The sequence below is a fragment of the Bacillus sp. B1-WWTP-T-0.5-Post-4 genome, assembly GCF_009183795.1.
Classification (GTDB): Bacteria; Bacillota; Bacilli; order Bacillales; family Bacillaceae_G; genus Bacillus_A; species Bacillus_A cereus.
On sequence record NZ_WEIJ01000003.1, the window covers coordinates 218,519 to 236,862 of the forward strand.

Here is an 18,344-nt window from a genome sequence, read left to right on the forward strand (position 1 = left end):
ATTTTACTGGTTACATAATTAGGAGGATTTCTATGAAAAGTTTCTCAACACCGATACGTTTCATGCTTATTTCTTCATTTTTTATGTCTTTTGGGTATTTTGCAGTATACGCATTTTTAGCTATTTATCTATTAACCTTTCTTCATTTTTCTGCTGTCCAAGTAGGAACAGTGTTGACGGTTATGACAATTACATCACGAGTTATCCCATTATTCTCAGGGTTAATTGCTGACAAAATAGGCTATATCATTATGATGATAGCCGGTTTATTTTTGAGAGGAATCGGATTTATCGCTTTAGGAATATGCTCTGATTTCTATACAATTTCTATTTCTTCTGCACTTATTGGCTTCGGAACTGCATTTTACGAACCTGCCGCTCGCGCTATATTTGGCTCACAACCAGCTCATTTGAGAAAAAATTTATTTACATATTTAAACCTTAGCTTTAATTGCGGTGCAATAATCGGACCAATTGCAGGAGGGTTCTTACTCTTACTTGATCCAATCTATGCCTTCTCTCTAACAGGATCTCTTATGCTGTTATTTGCTTTTATCTTTTACTTACTTAAAAATCACTTCCAAGTCACTACTGAAAACACGTCTATTACATTAGGAATACAGGCCATCTTACAAAACAAGTTTTTCCTTCTGTTTTCCTTTATCATGATTTTCTTCTATATTATGTTTACTCAGCTTACTGTCGCCCTTCCACTTCATATGAAAAACATTAGTAATAGCAATCAGCTTGCTACATTAGTTATTACGATAAATGCAATAACTGGCGTCATATTTATGGTGTTATTCCAAAAACTCTTTCATAAATACAACACACTTTCATTTATTAAATACGGTGTTTTATTCATGGGTATTTCCTTTTTACTCATACCATTATTCGAACATCCATATTGGCTCTTTATTTGTATAATTTTATTTACAATCGGTGAAACACTCGTATTACCTAACGCTGATATCGCTATTGCAAATTACAGTAATGAATCATATACAGCCACTTTCTTCGGATTTTATCAACTATCACTCGCATTTGGTTTTATCATTGGTAATTATACCGGTACATCTTTTACATCCAACTTAAGCGGAATGTATACACCATGGCTTATTTTTGGCGGAATAGGACTTATTGGTTTTATATCACTACATATTTTAAATATAAAAAAAGTGGCCTCTAAAGAGGATATACACCTATGTAATACAAGCGACCTATAACGAAAAAGATTCGACCATCATATGTGACAGTCGAATCTTTTTATTTTTCATATTCAAGGTGATTATGTCTTTTACAACCAAATAAATAGCAAGCCCCTATATAATCAGTTTCAAACTCTAATCCTGGAACGTATCCAGATTTGATACGTTCTACCATTGTTTTATAACAATTATTCTCTTCTGTATATTCCTCAATTAACTCTTTCTTATCATTTTCTGTCCAGTTTTCTTCTACTTCTTCATTCTGAACATCTTCTATTTCTGCTGTTTTCGCTTCGATAGATTCCCGTATAACTTCATTTATACGGGAGAAATTATTCGTTTTATATAGAGCATACACAAATCTACCAATCCAATTAGGACTTTTCCAGCATTCTTTATATCCCTTTTCGAACCATTCAATTGCTTCTTTATAGCAATTCAACTCAACATATAAATCTGCTACATTAATTTCCCCTAAAAAATTATCAGATTCCCTGTTAAAAGTATCTAACTTCTCTTTTGCTTCTGTCATTCGTTCTAAATCAATTAAACATTTTACATAGCTATACATGATATAGTCCGAATCCCCTGCAACTCGCAAGAAAAATTCTGAAGCTTTTTCCAGCTCTCCAAGGTTATAATGCGCTACAGCTACATTATGATATGCTTCATCTGATGGTTGAATCGAAATAGACTTTTGTAATGCTTCTTTCGCTTCTGTCCATTTTTCTTGTTTCATGTAAATGTCCCCTAAGATGTTATAAGGAAAGTATGAAGAAGGATTCAACTTAACAACTTCTCTTATTAATTCAAGAGCTTTATCATCATTCTCTTCCTCATAAAAGTACATCCAAGCAAGATTATTGAGAGATTGTACACCTCTAGATTTATGTACTGCTTGTTGAAACAGTTCCATTGCTTCCTCATATTTATTTTGTTCAAACATTTCAATTGCCCTCTCGTTAATGTTCAAATAACTACCTCCGAAGTGAATGAATTCATCTATTCCCTATCATTATTGTAAAATGTAAAAATTGTAATTCCCACAAAAAATTTCTTTCTCCTGTCTACATTTCGATTGAACTAGAAGCTAAAACACACGAATTTACAACAATAAGTAAATTTTTCAGTCTCTCTTACATTGGATATACAGCCTTTTTTATTTTACATATTATGGTACAATAAAAAGAGTACTAGCTAAACATTTACGCTCCACACTAGCAGTCTAACAATGCCAAAATCAAAAATCACATAGAATCGGAGGGGATGTTATGAAACAGAAATTAGCTGTTCTTCTATTCACTGGAATCATATTATCAGGATGTTCAACTATAGCAGAGAATTCTTTAGAAAGCGGGAAAGGCAGTATGGAATTATTAACACCAACGATCACAGCAAAAGATAATGAGTTAGAAATTAAGACCGAGGGAATTGATGAAAATAAAGTAACTTTTATTTATGTTGCTAATAAAAAAGTGTTAGAACAAAAGCTAAAGAATGGTGAATCCTACAAGCTTAACATTAAAGATATCGAACACGCTCATCGGACAGACTACAAACCAAAAGTTCAACTTTTGCAAACGAAAGATGATAATGATGATGGAGAAATAGTAACCTTCAAACAAGTTAGATATACAGTTAAAAACTAATTTTAAAGTTGTTTCATTATAAATGTAACGAACGAAAATATACTTTTAACAGTAGATAAATGTAAGGGGTGCTAACATGAAACAACGATGGATTTCTTGGTGGATTGGTAACCTATTTTGGATTATCGTTTTTGGAATATGGGCCGCTATTATTTGGTTACGAGAGGTTGATGGTGCTGGTGTTATTCAAACACCTGAAATTAAATCCATATCACTTATCGTTATATTAATCGCGTTTATCATACCGGTATTTTTTCAAGTTATATGGCTAATCATTAATTTGAGGATGAGTAGAAAAAATAATTATACGATTTAGTTTTTCAATTAACAATAAAAAGAGAGGAATCTACATCAAAATAGATTCCTCCCTTTTACATTTGGACTTATACTGCACTTTTAATGCAGCACTACTCCTCTTTTTTACGATGCATGTTCATCTTTCTTTTTCATTAACGCTCTTTTCTTCATCGCCTTCGTTAAATATCCACCCTTAAACGAGCGAATTTCATACGAAGACATAAACGCTTTCGGTGCAATTTCATTAATGATTTCTAAAAGCTCTTTCTCCCTAGAACGCTTTGCGACGATATCTAAGCGATAACGTATAGAATTAATACCTTCGCCCTCAAATACTGTAACGCCAAATCCAGAGTGACGTAATTCATCTACTAATTCATTACAACGGTCTAGTAAACTAACTTGATACGTAATATAACCAATTGCTAATTTATTCTCTATATAACCGCCTAATAACAGTCCCGCACTAAAGCCAATGACATAGGCAACGATGTTCATCCAATTTGATAAATCTTGAAACACAATACCTAAACTGACAATGTAAATAGCTCCTTCTAACAATCCAACACCAGCAGCGGATCTTGTTTGATTCTTTACAAGCAAAATCGTACGGATTGTTAATATTGGAACGTAAATAATTTGAAGCACAAAAATAAGTAGCGCTTGTAACATTGGTATCCACCTCTTTCAAAAAGTCTTTTGTCATAATAACATACATAACCTTTAGAAATCGATGGGTTTTTTAAAATTTTTTTATTATTTTTCATACTATTGAAAAACACAAAAAAGAAGCGTATTATATTTGTCGTTAATTTGATTACTTGTATCATATCGCTAAACTAAAAAAGGAACCTGATTAGGTCCCTTTCATCATAGCTCTATGTTTTTCGAAGCATGTTCTCTTTGCTTCTCTTCTTCTTTCACTAACTGCATATTTGCATACGCTAAATTTGCAATCATTAAAAAGTGACCACCTAAAATACCTGTACCGAATGCCCACATTTCCATTTCATGCTCAATTTCATACATGATGATAGCTCCTAAAATAGCAGCTGCAAATCGGTTTAAAACTCCTAATCCAGGAGCCTTTTCCTTCATTACGATACTTTTTCCGAGTTTCTCCACTCTGCGAGCTAATAACCAAAGACAATAGGCGCTTACTGCTAATCCAATACCGAACCCTGTCACTTGTTTTCCAAACGGAGTAATCGTCCACATAAGTAGTAAACCACTAAAGATCACATACAATTGTAATCGATATACACGTAAGGCTTCTTGAATCAAAATATCCGCTCCTAAGTTCTCATTTTTTGTACTTTAGAAGAAAAGCAGCAACTTACACAGTTGCTGCTTTCTCTTCTTCTTGTTCTTGTTCCATCTTACGAATTTCAACACGTTTAATTTGGTAAGCGTCTTTTTCTAACACTTTAAATTCATAACCTTCCGCCTCAACGTGTTGTCCTTCTTCGATTTCATGATTTTGCATCATAATCCATCCACCGATTGTATCCACATCATCTTCTTCGATGTGTAATCCAAATAAATCTTTCACTTCTGAGATAAGCACTTTTCCATCAACAATGATATGTTGCTCGTTCACATGTTGAATTGGCGGTGCTTCATCTTCATCATATTCGTCACGAATTTCGCCGACGATTTCCTCCAAGATATCTTCAAGCGTTACAATTCCGGCTGTTCCTCCGTACTCATCATATAAAACAGCCATCGGAATTCGCTTCTTCTGCATTTGAAGTAATAAATCGTGAATTGGAGTCGTTTCCATCACTTCAATAATCGGACGCATATACGAGCGAATAGATGATAAATCTTTTTGATCCTCGGTCATATATCGAATAAAGAAATCTTTTACGTTGACCATACCGATAATATCATCTTTATCTTCTCCAAAAATCGGATAACGTGTGTATCGCTCATTTTGGATCACTTTCATGTGTTCTTCTACTGAATCTTCCAGGTAGAAACCAACGATTTCTGTTCGCGGTACCATAATCTCTTTTGCAATACGATTATCAAATTCAAAAATGTTATTTACATACTTGTATTCAGCTTGATTAATTTCGCCACTTTCATAGCTATCTGAAAGGATAAGACGTAATTCTTCTTCTGTATGAGCTACTTCATGTTCTGAAGCTGGCTTTAAACCGAATAAACCAGTTATCACACGAGCTGAACCGTTCAATACCCAAATAAATGGATACATTACTTTATAGAACATCATTAATGGACCTGCCAATAATAACGTTACCCTTTCAGCCTTTTGAATTGCCATCGTTTTCGGAGCTAATTCCCCTACTACAACGTGTAAATACGTCATAATCATAAAAGCAAGACCAAATGTTAATACTGATGAAATAGAAGGATTTAAGTTCCATTTCTCAAATAACGGGTGTAATAACTTTTCAATTGTCGGTTCACCTAACCAACCTAATCCCATAGCTGTAACTGTAATACCTAATTGACAAGCAGATAAATATTCATCTAAATTTGTTGTTACCTTTTTCGCTGCTAAAGCACCGCGTTTTCCTTCCGCAACAAGCTGATCGATACGGCTTGAACGTATCTTTACAATCGCAAACTCTGCTGCTACGAAAAATCCAGTAAATGCGATTAAAATCGCAACCATGACTAAATTAAATATTTCCAATGAATCCCCTTAGTTAAAAAACTAAGGTGTCCACCTCCTGTATACTATAATGTTTTCTTATTTGTTTGTTAGAAAACATAGCCCGATACAAAAATTAAAGAGGTCGGATTTCACTTATTCTATAATAATAGAGCAAGTGTCTGTATTAAAGCTGTCGTTTGACCAGATAAAGATTTCGATATTTTTTCACGTTGTGAATCAGTCAATCCATCTAAAAGCGGCTTTAACTCAGTAAGCTCCACTTCTAATTGATGAATATGGTCTGTCACTTCATTCACTTGTTTCGAAACGTGTTCATTGATACCGAGCAGCTTCTTCTTCTCCTCGATTTTCTCTTTAATCTCACAAAGCGGCATATGCATTTCTTTGCACTTCTCAATAAATTGTAATGTCTCAAATGCTGTTTCGTCGTAATAGCGATAATTAGATTGAGATCGCTCCGCTTTTAAGATACCTAGATTCGTATAATAATCAATCGTTCGTTTCGACACGTGAGCCATGAGAGCCAACTGTCCGATTCGATACACCTTCCCAACGATCTTCCCCCCTTGTTTATATTACTTACATCATACAACACATAAACTGTACAGTCAAACGTGACGGTTTATTATTCACAATTTATACAAAATTCCAATCTCCTCCTATGATGATTCAATACGATTAATCTACACTTATACAATAAAATTACTAAACTACTACCTAATCACTACATTGTCTGCCACTTTTAACCTTTCTTATTTAAAAGCATATCCTACTAATAATGATTGCTTGTATAGGAGGGAATTAATATGAAAAAGACAATCATTTCTCATTTTTATAATGAAGAATACCTACTTCCATGGTGGCTTATGCATCACACGAAAATATTCGATCACGGCATTTTAATTAATAGAGGGTCTACAGATCGTTCCGTAGAGATTTGTAAACTATTAGCACCCCACTGGGAAGTACGAAATTCAAGATTTCTTGAGTTTGATCCAACTAATACTGATATTGAAGTGATGGAAATTGAAAGAGAAGTTTCAGGTTGGAAAATCGTTTTAAATACTACTGAATTCTTTTGTTGTAATAATACTGAAGAATTTTTTTCATCTCTTCATACACTAGGCCAAAACATGTATGCGATTAGAATGATTTTAATGATAGATAATCATAATTATAATTATTCAAAGCCTAGATATTCTATCCCCTTAGTAGAACAGCGATACCACGGTGTCTTCCCTTATAACCCAAATCTCGGATGTGCTTGGAGATTTATTCACAATCATCTAGACGGTGCATATTTACCTGGTAGACATCATTCGCGGCACGGATATATAATTTATGACTATCCTTCATTTATTTTAAAATTTTATTTTAGCCCTTGGAATGAACAATCAAAGGCAAGAAAATTACAAATTACACCTACCCTTTCAAAAAGGGGTGTTCAAATGGGACTTCAAACACATTACGGTCAATCTCCTGAAGTACTGGACATACGTTTTTTAGAGCTTAGTAACCTAACACAAGACCTCCGTCATAACCCTGAATATCAAGAATTATTTCCCAAATTCAAACCGTAATATTTTCTGCATCGTCATCACCTCAAACATTTTCATTCACTTAATCAAAAACAATCTCATTTGCATAAAACATGAATACTGTATAAATAATAAATTTTTATTTTAGGAGGAAAAAATGAAAGCTGTTATTCTTGCTGGTGGGTACGGTACAAGAATTGGGGAAGAAACACATTTAAAACCGAAACCTATGATTGAAATTGGAACAAAGCCCATTCTATGGCACATTATGAGTTTGTATAGTCATTACGGGATTACTGAGTTTATTATTTGCTTAGGCTATAAAGGATATGCAATTAAAGAGTTCTTTCTAAATTACAACTTACACATGTCTGATTTCACAATACAGTTAAACGATAATACAATTACTAGCCATTCTCATCGTGTAGAACCATGGAAAGTTACACTAATCGATACTGGTGTAAATACCGAAACGGGTGGCCGAGTGAAAAAGATTCAAAATTATGTCGGAGACGAACCTTTCTGCCTCACTTATGGTGATGGATTAAGTAATGTAAATATAAAAGAACTTATTACATTCCATAAAAAACATGGAAAAATGGCTACTGTTACTGCCATACAACCTCCTGGTAGATTTGGTTCTCTCATATTAGATAAACAGTCTGTAACATCTTTTCAAGAAAAACCATTAGGTGATGGCGGATGGGTTAACGGTGGATTTTTCGTTTTAAATCCTGAAGTTTTCAATTACATTAGTGGAGATAAGTCTGTTTTTGAAACAGACACTTTAATTCAGTTAGTAAACAAAAATGAATTGGCCGCATATCAACATTCTGGTTTTTGGCATCCGATGGATACATTGCGCGATAAAAATAAATTAGTCGAGCTATGGGAAAGTAATAACGCTCCATGGAAGGTTTGGTAATATGGCTTCATCATCTTTTTGGAATAAGAAAAAAGTATTTATTACGGGACATACTGGATTTAAAGGCTCATGGCTCACCCTTTTCTTAACTTCTTTAGGTGCAGAAGTAGTAGGCTTTTCTTCTCATCCCCCATCCATTCCTAACATTTTTGAACAAAGTAACGTAGCAAAAGAGTGCACGACAATGAAAGGCGATATTACAGATTACCATTCTTTATTTCATGCCATGAAGCAGCATAAACCTGACATAATATTCCATTTAGCAGCTCAGCCAATCGTAACCGCTTCATACAAAAATCCTATCGATACATTCAAAACGAATGTTTTAGGTACTGTCCACGTGCTAGAAGCAGCAAAGTCCGTCGAAAGCGTACGTGCCATTATTAATGTGACAAGCGATAAATGTTATGAGAATGACGGTAGTGGCGACCGAGCGTTCGTGGAAAATGACCGACTAGGAGGTTTCGACCCTTATAGCGCTAGTAAAGCTTGCGCTGAATTAGTCGCAACATCTTATCACAAATCTTTTTTTCACACGAATACTACTTCGCTTGCCTCTGTAAGAGCAGGTAACGTTATTGGTGGTGGTGATTGGGCAGAAGATCGATTATTCCCTGATATCATTCGGGCATATTTGCACAATCATACTTTGTGTATTCGAAACAAATATGCCGTCCGTCCGTGGCAACATGTTTTAGATCCTCTACATGGCTATATCCTTTTAGCTGAGAAACTTTGGAATGATGATAAATATGCAGAAGCGTGGAATTTCGGCCCAATGAATGAACCTAACAGAACCGTTCATGATGTCATTGAATCTGTAATAAAATTATGGAATAACCCACTAACAATCATTTCCTCCTCTACAAATACTCCTTATGAATCACCTGTTTTAACACTCGACAGTACAAAAGCAGTAAATAAACTCGGCTGGACTCCTAAGTTATCAACAGATGATGCTATCGCTTGGACTGTTGATTGGTACAAAAAATATGCATCTGGTGAAAATATAGAATCTTTCACACGACAACAAATCGATGCATTCAAAAATTTATAAGGGGGCTATAAAATGGAACAGAAAAAATGCCGTTTTTGCCACTCATTACTAACCAACACTTTTTTAGATTTGGGCGTTTCCCCTCTTGCTAATTCATTTGTAGCTCCTGAAAGCTCATATAAAATGGAACCTTTTTATCCGCTGCACACATTTGTTTGTAACTCTTGTTTACTCGTACAGCTAGATGAATTTGAATCCCCACAAAATATTTTTCATAACTATTTATACTTCAGCTCTTACTCCTCAAGTTGGCTACTACACGCTAAACAATACGTAGAAATGGCGATTAAGCGTTTCAACTTAACGAAACATTCAAAAGTGATTGAAATCGCAAGTAACGATGGGTACTTATTACAATACTTTAAAAAAGAAAATATCGAGACATTGGGAATTGAACCCGCGAAAAACGTAGCAGAAATTGCTATCAAAAAAGGAATTCCTACTCATGTAAATTTTTTCAGTAATGACTTAGCAAAAAAATTGCCACAAGCTGATTTAATCGTCGCAAATAACGTATTAGCACACGTTCCGAACTTGCATGATTTTGTCGCTGGTTTAAAAACACTATTAAAACGTGATGGCACGATAACAATTGAATTCCCACACTTATTAAACCTTATATCCTTTAACCAATTTGATACCATCTACCATGAACACTTCTCCTACTTCTCACTTATAAGCCTTCAAAAAGTTTTAAGTTATCATCATTTAAAAATTATTGATGTAGAAGAACTTTCAACGCATGGTGGTTCCTTACGGATTTTTGTAAACCATCTAAGTGCCCAATCAACTATCCATTCCAATGTTACAAAATTAATTCAAAAAGAAGTCGATCATGGGTTAGATACTTTAGATTACTATCTCCTTTTTTCTAAACGCATCGAACAATTGAAAATAAATATTTTAAAGTTTTTTATTGAAGCGAAAGTTTTAAACAAACAAATTATCGGTTACGGTGCTCCAGCTAAAGGAAACACCCTTTTGAATTATTGCGGGATAGGTAAAGAATTTCTAGCTTATACAGTAGATAAAAATCCTCACAAACAAAATCTCCTTTTACCAGGAACTCGTATTCCAGTAAAATCTCCAGCAGAAATTAAACGTACAAAACCGGATTACATTCTTATACTTCCTTGGAATTTGAAAGACGAAATTATGAAAGAATGCTCTTTCATTCGTGAATGGGGCGGTAAATTTTTAGTGACGGTTCCAGAAATTGAGGTGATCGAGCCATGAAGAAAGTTGTTGTAACAGGTGGTAGTGGCTGGATAGGTAAATATGTTGTACATTCACTTATACAAAAGGGATATGAAGTGCACGCCACGTATAATAAAAATAACCCCTCTCACCTCCCTTGCCATTGGCATAAAGTAAACTTGCTTCGCGATGACGAAGTAAAACAATTCATTTCGGATGTTCAGCCTAGCCATCTCATTCACCTTGCTTGGGAAGCGGTGCCACCAGCATGCTATGTATCTATTAATAATTACTATTGGCTAAAGTCTAGTATTTCATTGATTCAACACTTCACAACATGCGGCGGAAAGCGTGTTGTCGTTGCAGGTACTGGCGCAGAGTACGAATGGTTTAACGGCGTATTATTTGAAGATTCACCGCTCCTTTCCTATAAAACCCCGTATTCTTTATGTAAAAATGCACTGCACTCCTGGCTAGAAACGTATGCACAACAAACAGGCCTCAGCATGTGTTGGGGCCGCATTTTTCATATGTATGGACCTCACGAACAAGGTAATCGGCTCGTTTCTAACATTATCACTTCCTTATTAAAAAACGAGGAAGCACTATGTACACATGGAAAACAATCGAGAGATTTCCTCCATGTGAGTGACGTCGCTGACGCTCTCGTAACAATATTAGAACACAGCGTTACAGGCACCATCAATATCGCTTCTGGTCAATCTGTACAAATTAAAAAGTTAGCTTCTATCATTGCTAAAAAGATAGGAAAAGAACATTTAATTAAACTAGGTGCAATCCCTTTCTCTAAAGATGAACCTTTATTTGTCGGGGTTAATGTAGAACGTTTAAAAACTGAAGTAAACTGGAAACCAACATACGATCTAAATACAGGAATTGAAGAAACAATTTTATGGTGGAAATCATTTATACAAAAACATAACGATATGCATCATTAAAACGTAAATCCTTCGTTCCTCTCGCTAATTCCTTATACCATTCTCCTAATCTTTCCGACGTAATAATATGATGCGTCCCCATTCCCCCATGCTTACTAGCTTCAGAAAGAGTCGGACCAATTTGTAACTTTCTCTTTCTCATCGCATCGTTCCACGGACTAAACCCAAACCATAATATACAGGCAAGAGGTGGATAAATCATCGATTCATGCGCAGATAAATGTCTTCCAACCGTATAACTTCCATGCTCATGATTATGAATAAATCTACCTCTTCTCCATAACGGCCAATCTTCTGGTAAATAACCATGAAATCGCTGTTTCATTAAAGGTATTCCAAAGTTAAGGTCCGGATAGTTGTAGTTAGGATCATCAACCATAATAAGCCCGTCCAGCCAATACATCCTCCCCCCCAATTCATTTAGCGATTTCCAAAACTGATTTTTATCTTGCACGCAAAGAAACTCAGTCGTATTTAAAATCATTTTCCATCCTTGTACTTCTTGTTCTATCCTCATCACTTCATGATCTGTCGCATATGCATCAAACTCTGGATTTACAGAATCTCGCACCTCCCAATGCGGTGCGAATTTTTTACAAATCTCAACGGAACGATCTGTTGAACCTTTATTAATTAAAATACCATGATCAAAAAGTTTCGTATGATGCATAAGCCACCATGGCAATAAATACTCTTCATTGTAAAAATGTGAAATAACGGTTGTAGTTATAATAATCTCCTCCTCTTTCTCTATTAATCTACTTTTTATCCTACAACCAATATACTCATAAGCAAAAATATGTTTCCTAATTATTGATCAAATATTATTATTAATATTTTTGTAAGTTTTCCTTTGGTACCCAGCCCTTCTCACCATCTCTTCCTTCGCACCAAACCCATCCATTCAATTCTTCTAATCCGATCAATCTTTCTCCAATACTCACATTTAATTCTTTCGCAGTATATTGTTTTATAATAATTCCTGTTCCATTCATATCTTTTCTTATAATTTGCTCCGGAACCCATCCTTTCCGGTTATACTTCTCTTCGTGACAAAACATCCAGTTTTCCCAGTTTTCCGGACCAGCGTAACTCTCTATCATTTTCACTACATCCCCCTCTTCTAAGCGAATTGGATTAGGATAATTGCTAACATGTGATTTTATAACGATATATTTCATAACAACCTCCAATAATCAGAAAATTAAATTATAATATCATTATAACTTAAAGAGGAGGAATGCACGCATGTACTACAACACTTCATTCGAAAACGATCAACCTGTAGGCCGTCTATAAACTAAGACGGGCAATCATATAACACATACACTACGCCTCGTCTTAGGGAACTCATAATACCCTAAAAATAGACGGAGGTACTTTACATGAAACAAACAATTTTAGGAGCTATATATTTATCACTAGCAGCAAGTATATGGGGCGGTATGTATGTTGTTAGCAAATACGTACTCGATTTTATCCCACCACTAACACTCGTTTGGCTACGCTTTATTATCGCTTTTGTTGTTTTGTATGGCATTTTAAAACTAGCTGAGAAAAAGCAAAAGAAAAAAGTAACCATTCGCAAAAAAGATTGGCTCCTCTTCGCTTGGATTGGATTTATCGGCTATTTCATTTCGATCACATGCCAATTTATCGGAACAAAATTATCCGACGCTCATACAGGCTCGTTAGTTACATCAGCTACACCTGCATTTATCGTTATATTTGCAGCGCTCATTTTGAAAGAGAAACTAACTGCTCGTAGACTTTTATCTACTATAATAGCGACAATCGGTGTCATTATCGTAATCGGATGGGACATTGAAATTGGCTATTATTTTATCGGAACAATCATTTTAGTTGGAGCCGCTATTACGTGGGCTTTACTATCTATTTATGTAAAAACCGCTTCAGCTCGATTTTCATCTTTAGTTATTACAACGTATGCCATATTCTTTTCACTCTTTTTTATTACACCTTTTATGATATGGGAACTACAAACATCCTCTATCGGAACAGTAAATACGTACGTCATATTAGGCGTATTATACTTAGGAATCGTCTCAACAGCAGGTGCCTTTTTCCTTTGGAATAAAGGATTAGACTTAATGGATGCAAGCATCGGTTCCTTATTTTTCTTCTTCCAACCTATCGTTGGATCATTACTTGGCTGGCTCTTATTAAATGAGACATTAAATAGTAACTTTTTCATTGGTGGTATTCTCATTATATGTAGCGTTTTCATTACTACTTTTGAAAAGAAATAAAAAGCAGGCAGAGATTCTTAGTCTCTGCCCGTTCGCATTATTGGATCTTGGTCGTGAAAACCAATACAAATCGGTATATTACTTTGCACTTCACTACGTACACTTATAAAACTACACAGCGTTTTAGCAATTAAATATAAAGTTATACCGACTGCTTTTTCACTTGTGTCAAAGCCATTTTCAGTATACATATCTGCTAATTCTACAGACCCCGGCCCCTCAATATTATATGTCCATTCAGATGCCCAATCGTCATCCTCTTCTTCCATTGGAAAATACTCCTCACAAATATAGAACTGACTATCCCATTCGTTATCAAGGTCATACTCAAAATAAATCGCTTTTGCTTCTTCATTAGTAGCCCTTTCTACAGTTGCATCCAAACCTACTCGAATACTTTCCTTATATGACTCTACATCAATTACTTTAATTCGCTCTGCACATTCTGTAGACGCCAACATGCAACAAATATCATAATACTTCGCTTCTATTTGCTCTACTGCTAACGAAAAGACATCCTCTTGCATCTCTTCTAAATACTGAAATATATCCACACTAAACACTCCTCACTCTTTACGCACTCCAATGCGATGGACGGGACAATAATTTCGGTAATTTCGTATGCTTATCCCCTCTCGCAGCATTAACTTGAACTTGCGTCAGAAAAATACTATTAGTAAAATCAGCCCCGCGAATATCTGCATCTCGCAAATCTGCTCCGATGAGATCTGCTCCTCTTAAATCTGCACCATTTAAGTTAGCCGCAATTAAATAAGCTCCTCTTAAATTTGCACCTTGTAAATTTTTCTTTTTCAGATTCGCTCCCATAAGGTCTGCTCCGCGGTGAATGATTCGTTTCTTACGCGCAGTATTCATTTCCTTCCATACTAGTTCGCTCGTTTCTAAAAGGAGAATGTTCACCTCTGCCCTATGCATTGGAACATTTATTTTCATTAACTCATCTGGATTTAAATTCGAAAGTCGCTCTGTCTCCTCAATTGCGTTCTCCAGCTCTTTATGAATTGGCTGTGTTGCCTTTAAAAGAATCGCCTCATTCAAATACCAAAGCATTTCATGAAGTTGATGCATAACCGGAAAAGCATCGTACATTTTTCTTGCATGCTTTGCATCTTTCCGCCAATCAATCCCTTTAAACGTACCCTGAGAAATCTTCTGTCCAGCACCGAAACACTCAAATACTGTACAACCTTTATACCCTTTTCCTCTAAGATTTTTATGTATACTACATTTAAAATCTGATTGTAAGTTGGAACATGGTTTACCACCATCTTTATTCACTGCAAAATCTACCGATGCTGCAAACGGTAATGCAACGCAACATAGACCGAAGCATTTTTCGCAGTTTGCTTTTAAATGATCGTTATGATTAGTCAAAATCTATACCCCCTGTTGTCTTTTGACTATTTCATAATATTCCAACTGTAATAAATAATCAATTTTAAAATAAACCAGCATCTTTCGTTTCAATTCATAACTTTATCATTCGATTTCCTTTCAATTGAAAAGGACTATTTCTATTTAATGAATTATAATTAAATTATAAATTTTCTAACTAAAAAGGAGACTTATTATGGCACTAGAAATGAAAACAAACTGTCAACTTTGCGATCAATCGCTCGAACAAGATTCTGAAGCATACATTTGTGTATATGAATGTACATTTTGCGCACCATGTACAGAAGAAAGACATAACGTTTGTCCAAACTGCGGCGGCGAATTAGTACGTAGGCCGAAAAAGAAACAATAAAAAGCAAAGCGATATCGCTTTGCTTTTGTTTAGGCATCTGAAATTATATATTTAAAAACTTCACACAAACAGGCTCTGGCACAACAACATCAGATTGTAAAAGTGTTAACTTACCTGTAGATTCATCTCTTGAAAATAACACAAGATTATGTGACTTTTCATTTGTAGCAACAAGGAACTTTTCAGTAGGATCTAATACAAAGTCTCTTGGCCAATTTCCTTCTGTAGATGTATGTTCAACAAATGTAAGCTGACCTGAATTTTGATCTACGCTATAAACAGCGATACTATTATGACCACGATTACCTGCATATACAAAACAGCCGTCAGAAGAAATATGAATCGCACTTCCTTGATTATTTTCATCAAACTCTTCTGGAACAGTAGAAATATACTGTAGTTCTGTAAAGGATCCTTCTGTAGGATTATATGTTAACACAATAACCTCTGAACTAAGCTCCGTCATCACATACGCATACTTTCCATTCGGATGAAAAGTAATATGTCTTGGACCACTTCCTGGATTTACAGATAAACGATTCACTTCTGTTAATATACTATCTTTTACTTCATACGTAATTATTTTATCTATCCCTAAATCAACGCCCACTACATATTTTTCATCAGGAGTATATCCCGCGTAATGTGCATGTGGTTTTTCTTGTCTTTCTTTATTCGGACCTGAGCCTTCATGTGTCATAATAGATGCAGCAGGATTTACAGTTCCATTTTCTTCATTTACTTCAAAAGACTCAATCGTTCCTTTATGGTAATTTGCTGTAACTACTGTATGATTTCCACTATCAACACTAATATGACAAGGAGAAGCCCCTTCTACTACTTGTCTATTTTTCGCTTTTAGTTCTCCAGTATGACTATCCATGGAATATGCAGCTACACCGCCAGATTCGCCTTCCTTAACAACGGAATAGAGATATTCATTATTTCGATTAATCGTTACATATGTAGGGTTATCCAACTTAGCGGCAAGTGTTACATTACTAATTTTTTTTGCTTCCGTGTCTAAAGTAAACTTATATATTCCTTCACTATTTTCTTTCGTGTATGTTCCAACATATCCGATAAACTCTTTGTTATTCTTCATTTTCATAACCCTCTCTCCCTATATTTTTCATTCATCATACTTCTTAAAATATTTTATGTTGAAAGAGTATCCTAAAAAATCGGAGTACCTCTTTATACGTTACCATACTTTCTTGGTAACTAGCTTTTAAACCCACTTTTTTTGGTACGCTGCTATACTTTCATATTCTTCTTCCAATTGACGAGACAGACGAATATAGATTGGTGTTAAATCTTTATATTTTTCCACACTTTCCATGTTTGGTTCATGATGGAAATTCGCACCTACCATTTCAGAAACTACATGCAACGTATCTACTTCACCTAAACTATATAAACCGAGGATTGCAGCTCCTAAGCAAGAGCTTTCAAAACTTTCCGGAACATATACGTCTTGATGGAAAATATCTGCCATCATCTGTCTCCAAAGTTCCGATCTTGCAAAACCACCTGTCGCTTGAATTTTTTTCGGTTCACCAATTAGCTCTTTTAAAGCAAGAAGAACGGTGTATAAATTATAAATTACTCCTTCTAAAACAGCACGGATCAGATGTTCTTTCTTATGATGCAATCCAAGTCCAAAGAAAGATCCTCGCGCATTTGCATTCCATAAAGGAGCTCTTTCTCCTGCTAAATACGGGTGAAATAATAAACCGTCGGACCCCGGACTCACTTTTGCTGCTATTTCAGTAAGCACTTCATATGGATCTTTTCCTAAACGCTTCGCAAGCTCAATCTCTGAAGTGCCTAATTGATCACGAGCCCATCTGAAAATCATACCACCGTTATTAACTGGTCCACCAATTACCCAATGGTCTTCAGTTAAGGCGTAACAAAAAATTCTACCTTTTGGATCTGTTACAGGACGATTTGTTACAGCACGTATCGCACCGCTTGTACCAATTGTCACAGCAACAACACCAGGATCAATTGCATTTACACCTAAATTGGATAGGACTCCATCACTCGCTCCTACTACAAAAGGCGTAGAAACAAGTACATTCATCTCTTTGGCAAGCTCTTCATCTAATCCGGTTAAACTGTGCGTTGTTGGAACGAGTTTAGAAAGCTTGTCATCTGTAATTCCCGCAACATGTAAAGCCTCTTCATCCCATTTTAAAGATTTCAAATTAAACATCCCTGTTGCTGATGCTATAGAATAATCAATTACATAATCCTTATATAACTTATAAAAAACATACTCTTTAATAGAAATAAATTTATAACTTTTTGCGAACAATTCTGCCTGTTCATTCTGTAACCAAACTAATTTCGAAAGTGGCGACATCGGATGAATTGGTGTCCCAGTACGCAAATAAATTTCATGACCATTCATATCATTCTTTATTTTCTCTGCCCAGCTTGCACTTCTATTATCTGCCCAAGTGATACATCTCGTTAACGGTTTTCCCTTCTCATCTACAGCAATGATACTATGCATTGCCGAACTAAAAGAGACACAAAGAATATCATTCGGCTGTACACTACTTGACTGTACAGTTTCTTTAATCGTATTTATTACTGCACGAAAAATTTCTTCTGGGTCTTGTTCTGCTATTTCAGGTGTAGGAGAATATAAAGGATATTCAATTCCATGACTTGCAATAACAGACCCATCAGTAGAAAATAGAACCGATTTTGTACTAGTTGTCCCAATGTCTACACCAATCATATATTTTGTGCTCACCATTTCTTCCTCCTAACAAAAATCCCTACAGTATCCTAATCATATAAGAACCATAAAAA

General features: G+C 35.3%; 21 protein-coding genes. 10 read left to right on the plus strand and 11 right to left on the minus strand.

Features of this window, described 5'->3' with window-relative positions; translation table 11 throughout:
• Positions 1-32: 32 nt before the first annotated feature.
• Positions 33-1,226 carry an MDR family MFS transporter gene (locus GBN91_RS11855; RefSeq protein ID WP_152121541.1) on the plus strand — a complete coding sequence of 398 codons (1,194 nt, stop codon included), beginning with the start codon at positions 33-35 and terminating at the stop codon, positions 1,224-1,226.
• Positions 1,227-1,266: 40 nt separating this feature from the next.
• Here the strand turns inward: GBN91_RS11855 and GBN91_RS11860 are convergent, their stop codons facing one another.
• Positions 1,267-2,181, minus strand: coding sequence for a tetratricopeptide repeat protein (locus GBN91_RS11860; protein ID WP_152121542.1), 915 nt, complete (start codon positions 2,179-2,181; stop codon positions 1,267-1,269).
• Positions 2,182-2,479: 298 nt separating this feature from the next.
• Between GBN91_RS11860 and GBN91_RS11865 the strand changes: the two genes are divergently transcribed.
• Complete coding sequence (locus GBN91_RS11865) at positions 2,480-2,857, plus strand: hypothetical protein (RefSeq protein ID WP_086388690.1); 378 nt, start codon at positions 2,480-2,482, stop codon at positions 2,855-2,857.
• Between the two features lie 76 nt (positions 2,858-2,933).
• Positions 2,934-3,173, plus strand: a complete 240-nt coding sequence (locus GBN91_RS11870; RefSeq protein WP_152121543.1) for a DUF3923 family protein — start codon at positions 2,934-2,936, stop codon at positions 3,171-3,173.
• A gap of 104 nt (positions 3,174-3,277) precedes the next feature.
• On the opposite strand, the gene GBN91_RS11875 is transcribed toward GBN91_RS11870, so the two are convergent.
• The 4 genes from GBN91_RS11875 to GBN91_RS11890 all read right to left on the minus strand — a co-directional run bounded on the left by GBN91_RS11875 (position 3,278) and on the right by GBN91_RS11890 (position 6,346).
• The gene (locus GBN91_RS11875; protein WP_000938438.1) at positions 3,278-3,826 is read right to left on the minus strand and encodes a DUF2179 domain-containing protein; all 549 of its coding nucleotides are present in this window, start codon (positions 3,824-3,826) and stop codon (positions 3,278-3,280) included.
• A gap of 198 nt (positions 3,827-4,024) precedes the next feature.
• Positions 4,025-4,438, minus strand: coding sequence for an ATP synthase subunit I (locus tag GBN91_RS11880; RefSeq protein ID WP_000613876.1), 414 nt, complete (start codon positions 4,436-4,438; stop codon positions 4,025-4,027).
• Positions 4,439-4,490: 52 nt separating this feature from the next.
• Positions 4,491-5,819: a hemolysin family protein gene (locus tag GBN91_RS11885; protein WP_000402258.1), complete on the minus strand. Its 1,329-nt coding sequence runs from the start codon at positions 5,817-5,819 to the stop codon at positions 4,491-4,493.
• 119 nt (positions 5,820-5,938) lie between these two features.
• Complete coding sequence (locus tag GBN91_RS11890; protein WP_000285635.1) at positions 5,939-6,346, minus strand: MerR family transcriptional regulator; 408 nt, start codon at positions 6,344-6,346, stop codon at positions 5,939-5,941.
• A 261-nt stretch (positions 6,347-6,607) separates the two neighbouring features.
• Here GBN91_RS11890 and GBN91_RS11895 point away from each other — a divergent pair, with 261 nt between their 5' ends.
• The 5 genes from GBN91_RS11895 to GBN91_RS11915 all read left to right on the plus strand — a co-directional run bounded on the left by GBN91_RS11895 (position 6,608) and on the right by GBN91_RS11915 (position 11,477).
• Entirely contained in the window at positions 6,608-7,381 is a 774-nt protein-coding gene (locus GBN91_RS11895) for a glycosyltransferase family 2 protein (protein ID WP_000750973.1), read from the plus strand.
• A 115-nt stretch (positions 7,382-7,496) separates the two neighbouring features.
• Positions 7,497-8,264 carry a glucose-1-phosphate cytidylyltransferase gene (gene rfbF / locus GBN91_RS11900; RefSeq protein ID WP_152121544.1) on the plus strand — a complete coding sequence of 256 codons (768 nt, stop codon included), beginning with the start codon at positions 7,497-7,499 and terminating at the stop codon, positions 8,262-8,264.
• Between the two features lies 1 nt (position 8,265).
• Positions 8,266-9,321, plus strand: a complete 1,056-nt coding sequence (rfbG, locus tag GBN91_RS11905) for a CDP-glucose 4,6-dehydratase (protein WP_000168672.1) — start codon at positions 8,266-8,268, stop codon at positions 9,319-9,321.
• A 12-nt stretch (positions 9,322-9,333) separates the two neighbouring features.
• Positions 9,334-10,557, plus strand: coding sequence for a class I SAM-dependent methyltransferase (locus GBN91_RS11910; RefSeq protein ID WP_152121545.1), 1,224 nt, complete (start codon positions 9,334-9,336; stop codon positions 10,555-10,557).
• Positions 10,554-11,477 carry an NAD-dependent epimerase/dehydratase family protein gene (locus tag GBN91_RS11915; protein WP_000758375.1) on the plus strand — a complete coding sequence of 308 codons (924 nt, stop codon included), beginning with the start codon at positions 10,554-10,556 and terminating at the stop codon, positions 11,475-11,477. Before GBN91_RS11910 ends, GBN91_RS11915 begins: the two co-directional genes overlap by 4 nt.
• Here the strand turns inward: GBN91_RS11915 and GBN91_RS11920 are convergent.
• Positions 11,446-12,246 (minus strand): glycosyltransferase family 2 protein, encoded by an 801-nt coding sequence (locus tag GBN91_RS11920; RefSeq protein WP_076774856.1) that lies wholly within the window; start codon positions 12,244-12,246, stop codon positions 11,446-11,448. The two genes, GBN91_RS11915 and GBN91_RS11920, sit on opposite strands and share 32 nt — an antisense overlap.
• Positions 12,247-12,307: 61 nt before the next feature.
• The gene (locus GBN91_RS11925) at positions 12,308-12,658 is read right to left on the minus strand and encodes an SH3 domain-containing protein (protein ID WP_000875289.1); all 351 of its coding nucleotides are present in this window, start codon (positions 12,656-12,658) and stop codon (positions 12,308-12,310) included.
• Positions 12,659-12,862: 204 nt separating this feature from the next.
• Here GBN91_RS11925 and GBN91_RS11930 point away from each other — a divergent pair, with 204 nt between their 5' ends.
• Positions 12,863-13,747 carry a DMT family transporter gene (locus GBN91_RS11930; protein WP_152121546.1) on the plus strand — a complete coding sequence of 295 codons (885 nt, stop codon included), beginning with the start codon at positions 12,863-12,865 and terminating at the stop codon, positions 13,745-13,747.
• A 17-nt stretch (positions 13,748-13,764) separates the two neighbouring features.
• On the opposite strand, the gene GBN91_RS11935 is transcribed toward GBN91_RS11930, so the two are convergent.
• Together GBN91_RS11935 and GBN91_RS11940 are read right to left on the minus strand one after the other, a co-directional pair.
• The gene (locus tag GBN91_RS11935; RefSeq protein ID WP_152121547.1) at positions 13,765-14,301 is read right to left on the minus strand and encodes a hypothetical protein; all 537 of its coding nucleotides are present in this window, start codon (positions 14,299-14,301) and stop codon (positions 13,765-13,767) included.
• Positions 14,302-14,320: 19 nt separating this feature from the next.
• Entirely contained in the window at positions 14,321-15,142 is an 822-nt protein-coding gene (locus tag GBN91_RS11940; RefSeq protein ID WP_000181428.1) for a pentapeptide repeat-containing protein, read from the minus strand.
• A gap of 196 nt (positions 15,143-15,338) precedes the next feature.
• Between GBN91_RS11940 and GBN91_RS11945 the strand changes: the two genes are divergently transcribed.
• Positions 15,339-15,515, plus strand: a complete 177-nt coding sequence (locus GBN91_RS11945) for a DUF1272 domain-containing protein (RefSeq protein ID WP_152121548.1) — start codon at positions 15,339-15,341, stop codon at positions 15,513-15,515.
• A gap of 43 nt (positions 15,516-15,558) precedes the next feature.
• Here the strand turns inward: GBN91_RS11945 and GBN91_RS11950 are convergent, their stop codons facing one another.
• Positions 15,559-16,626 (minus strand): lactonase family protein, encoded by a 1,068-nt coding sequence (locus tag GBN91_RS11950; protein ID WP_033693186.1) that lies wholly within the window; start codon positions 16,624-16,626, stop codon positions 15,559-15,561.
• 120 nt (positions 16,627-16,746) lie between these two features.
• Positions 16,747-18,288, minus strand: coding sequence for a gluconokinase (gene gntK, locus GBN91_RS11955; RefSeq protein WP_000255193.1), 1,542 nt, complete (start codon positions 18,286-18,288; stop codon positions 16,747-16,749).
• Positions 18,289-18,344 lie beyond the last annotated feature (56 nt).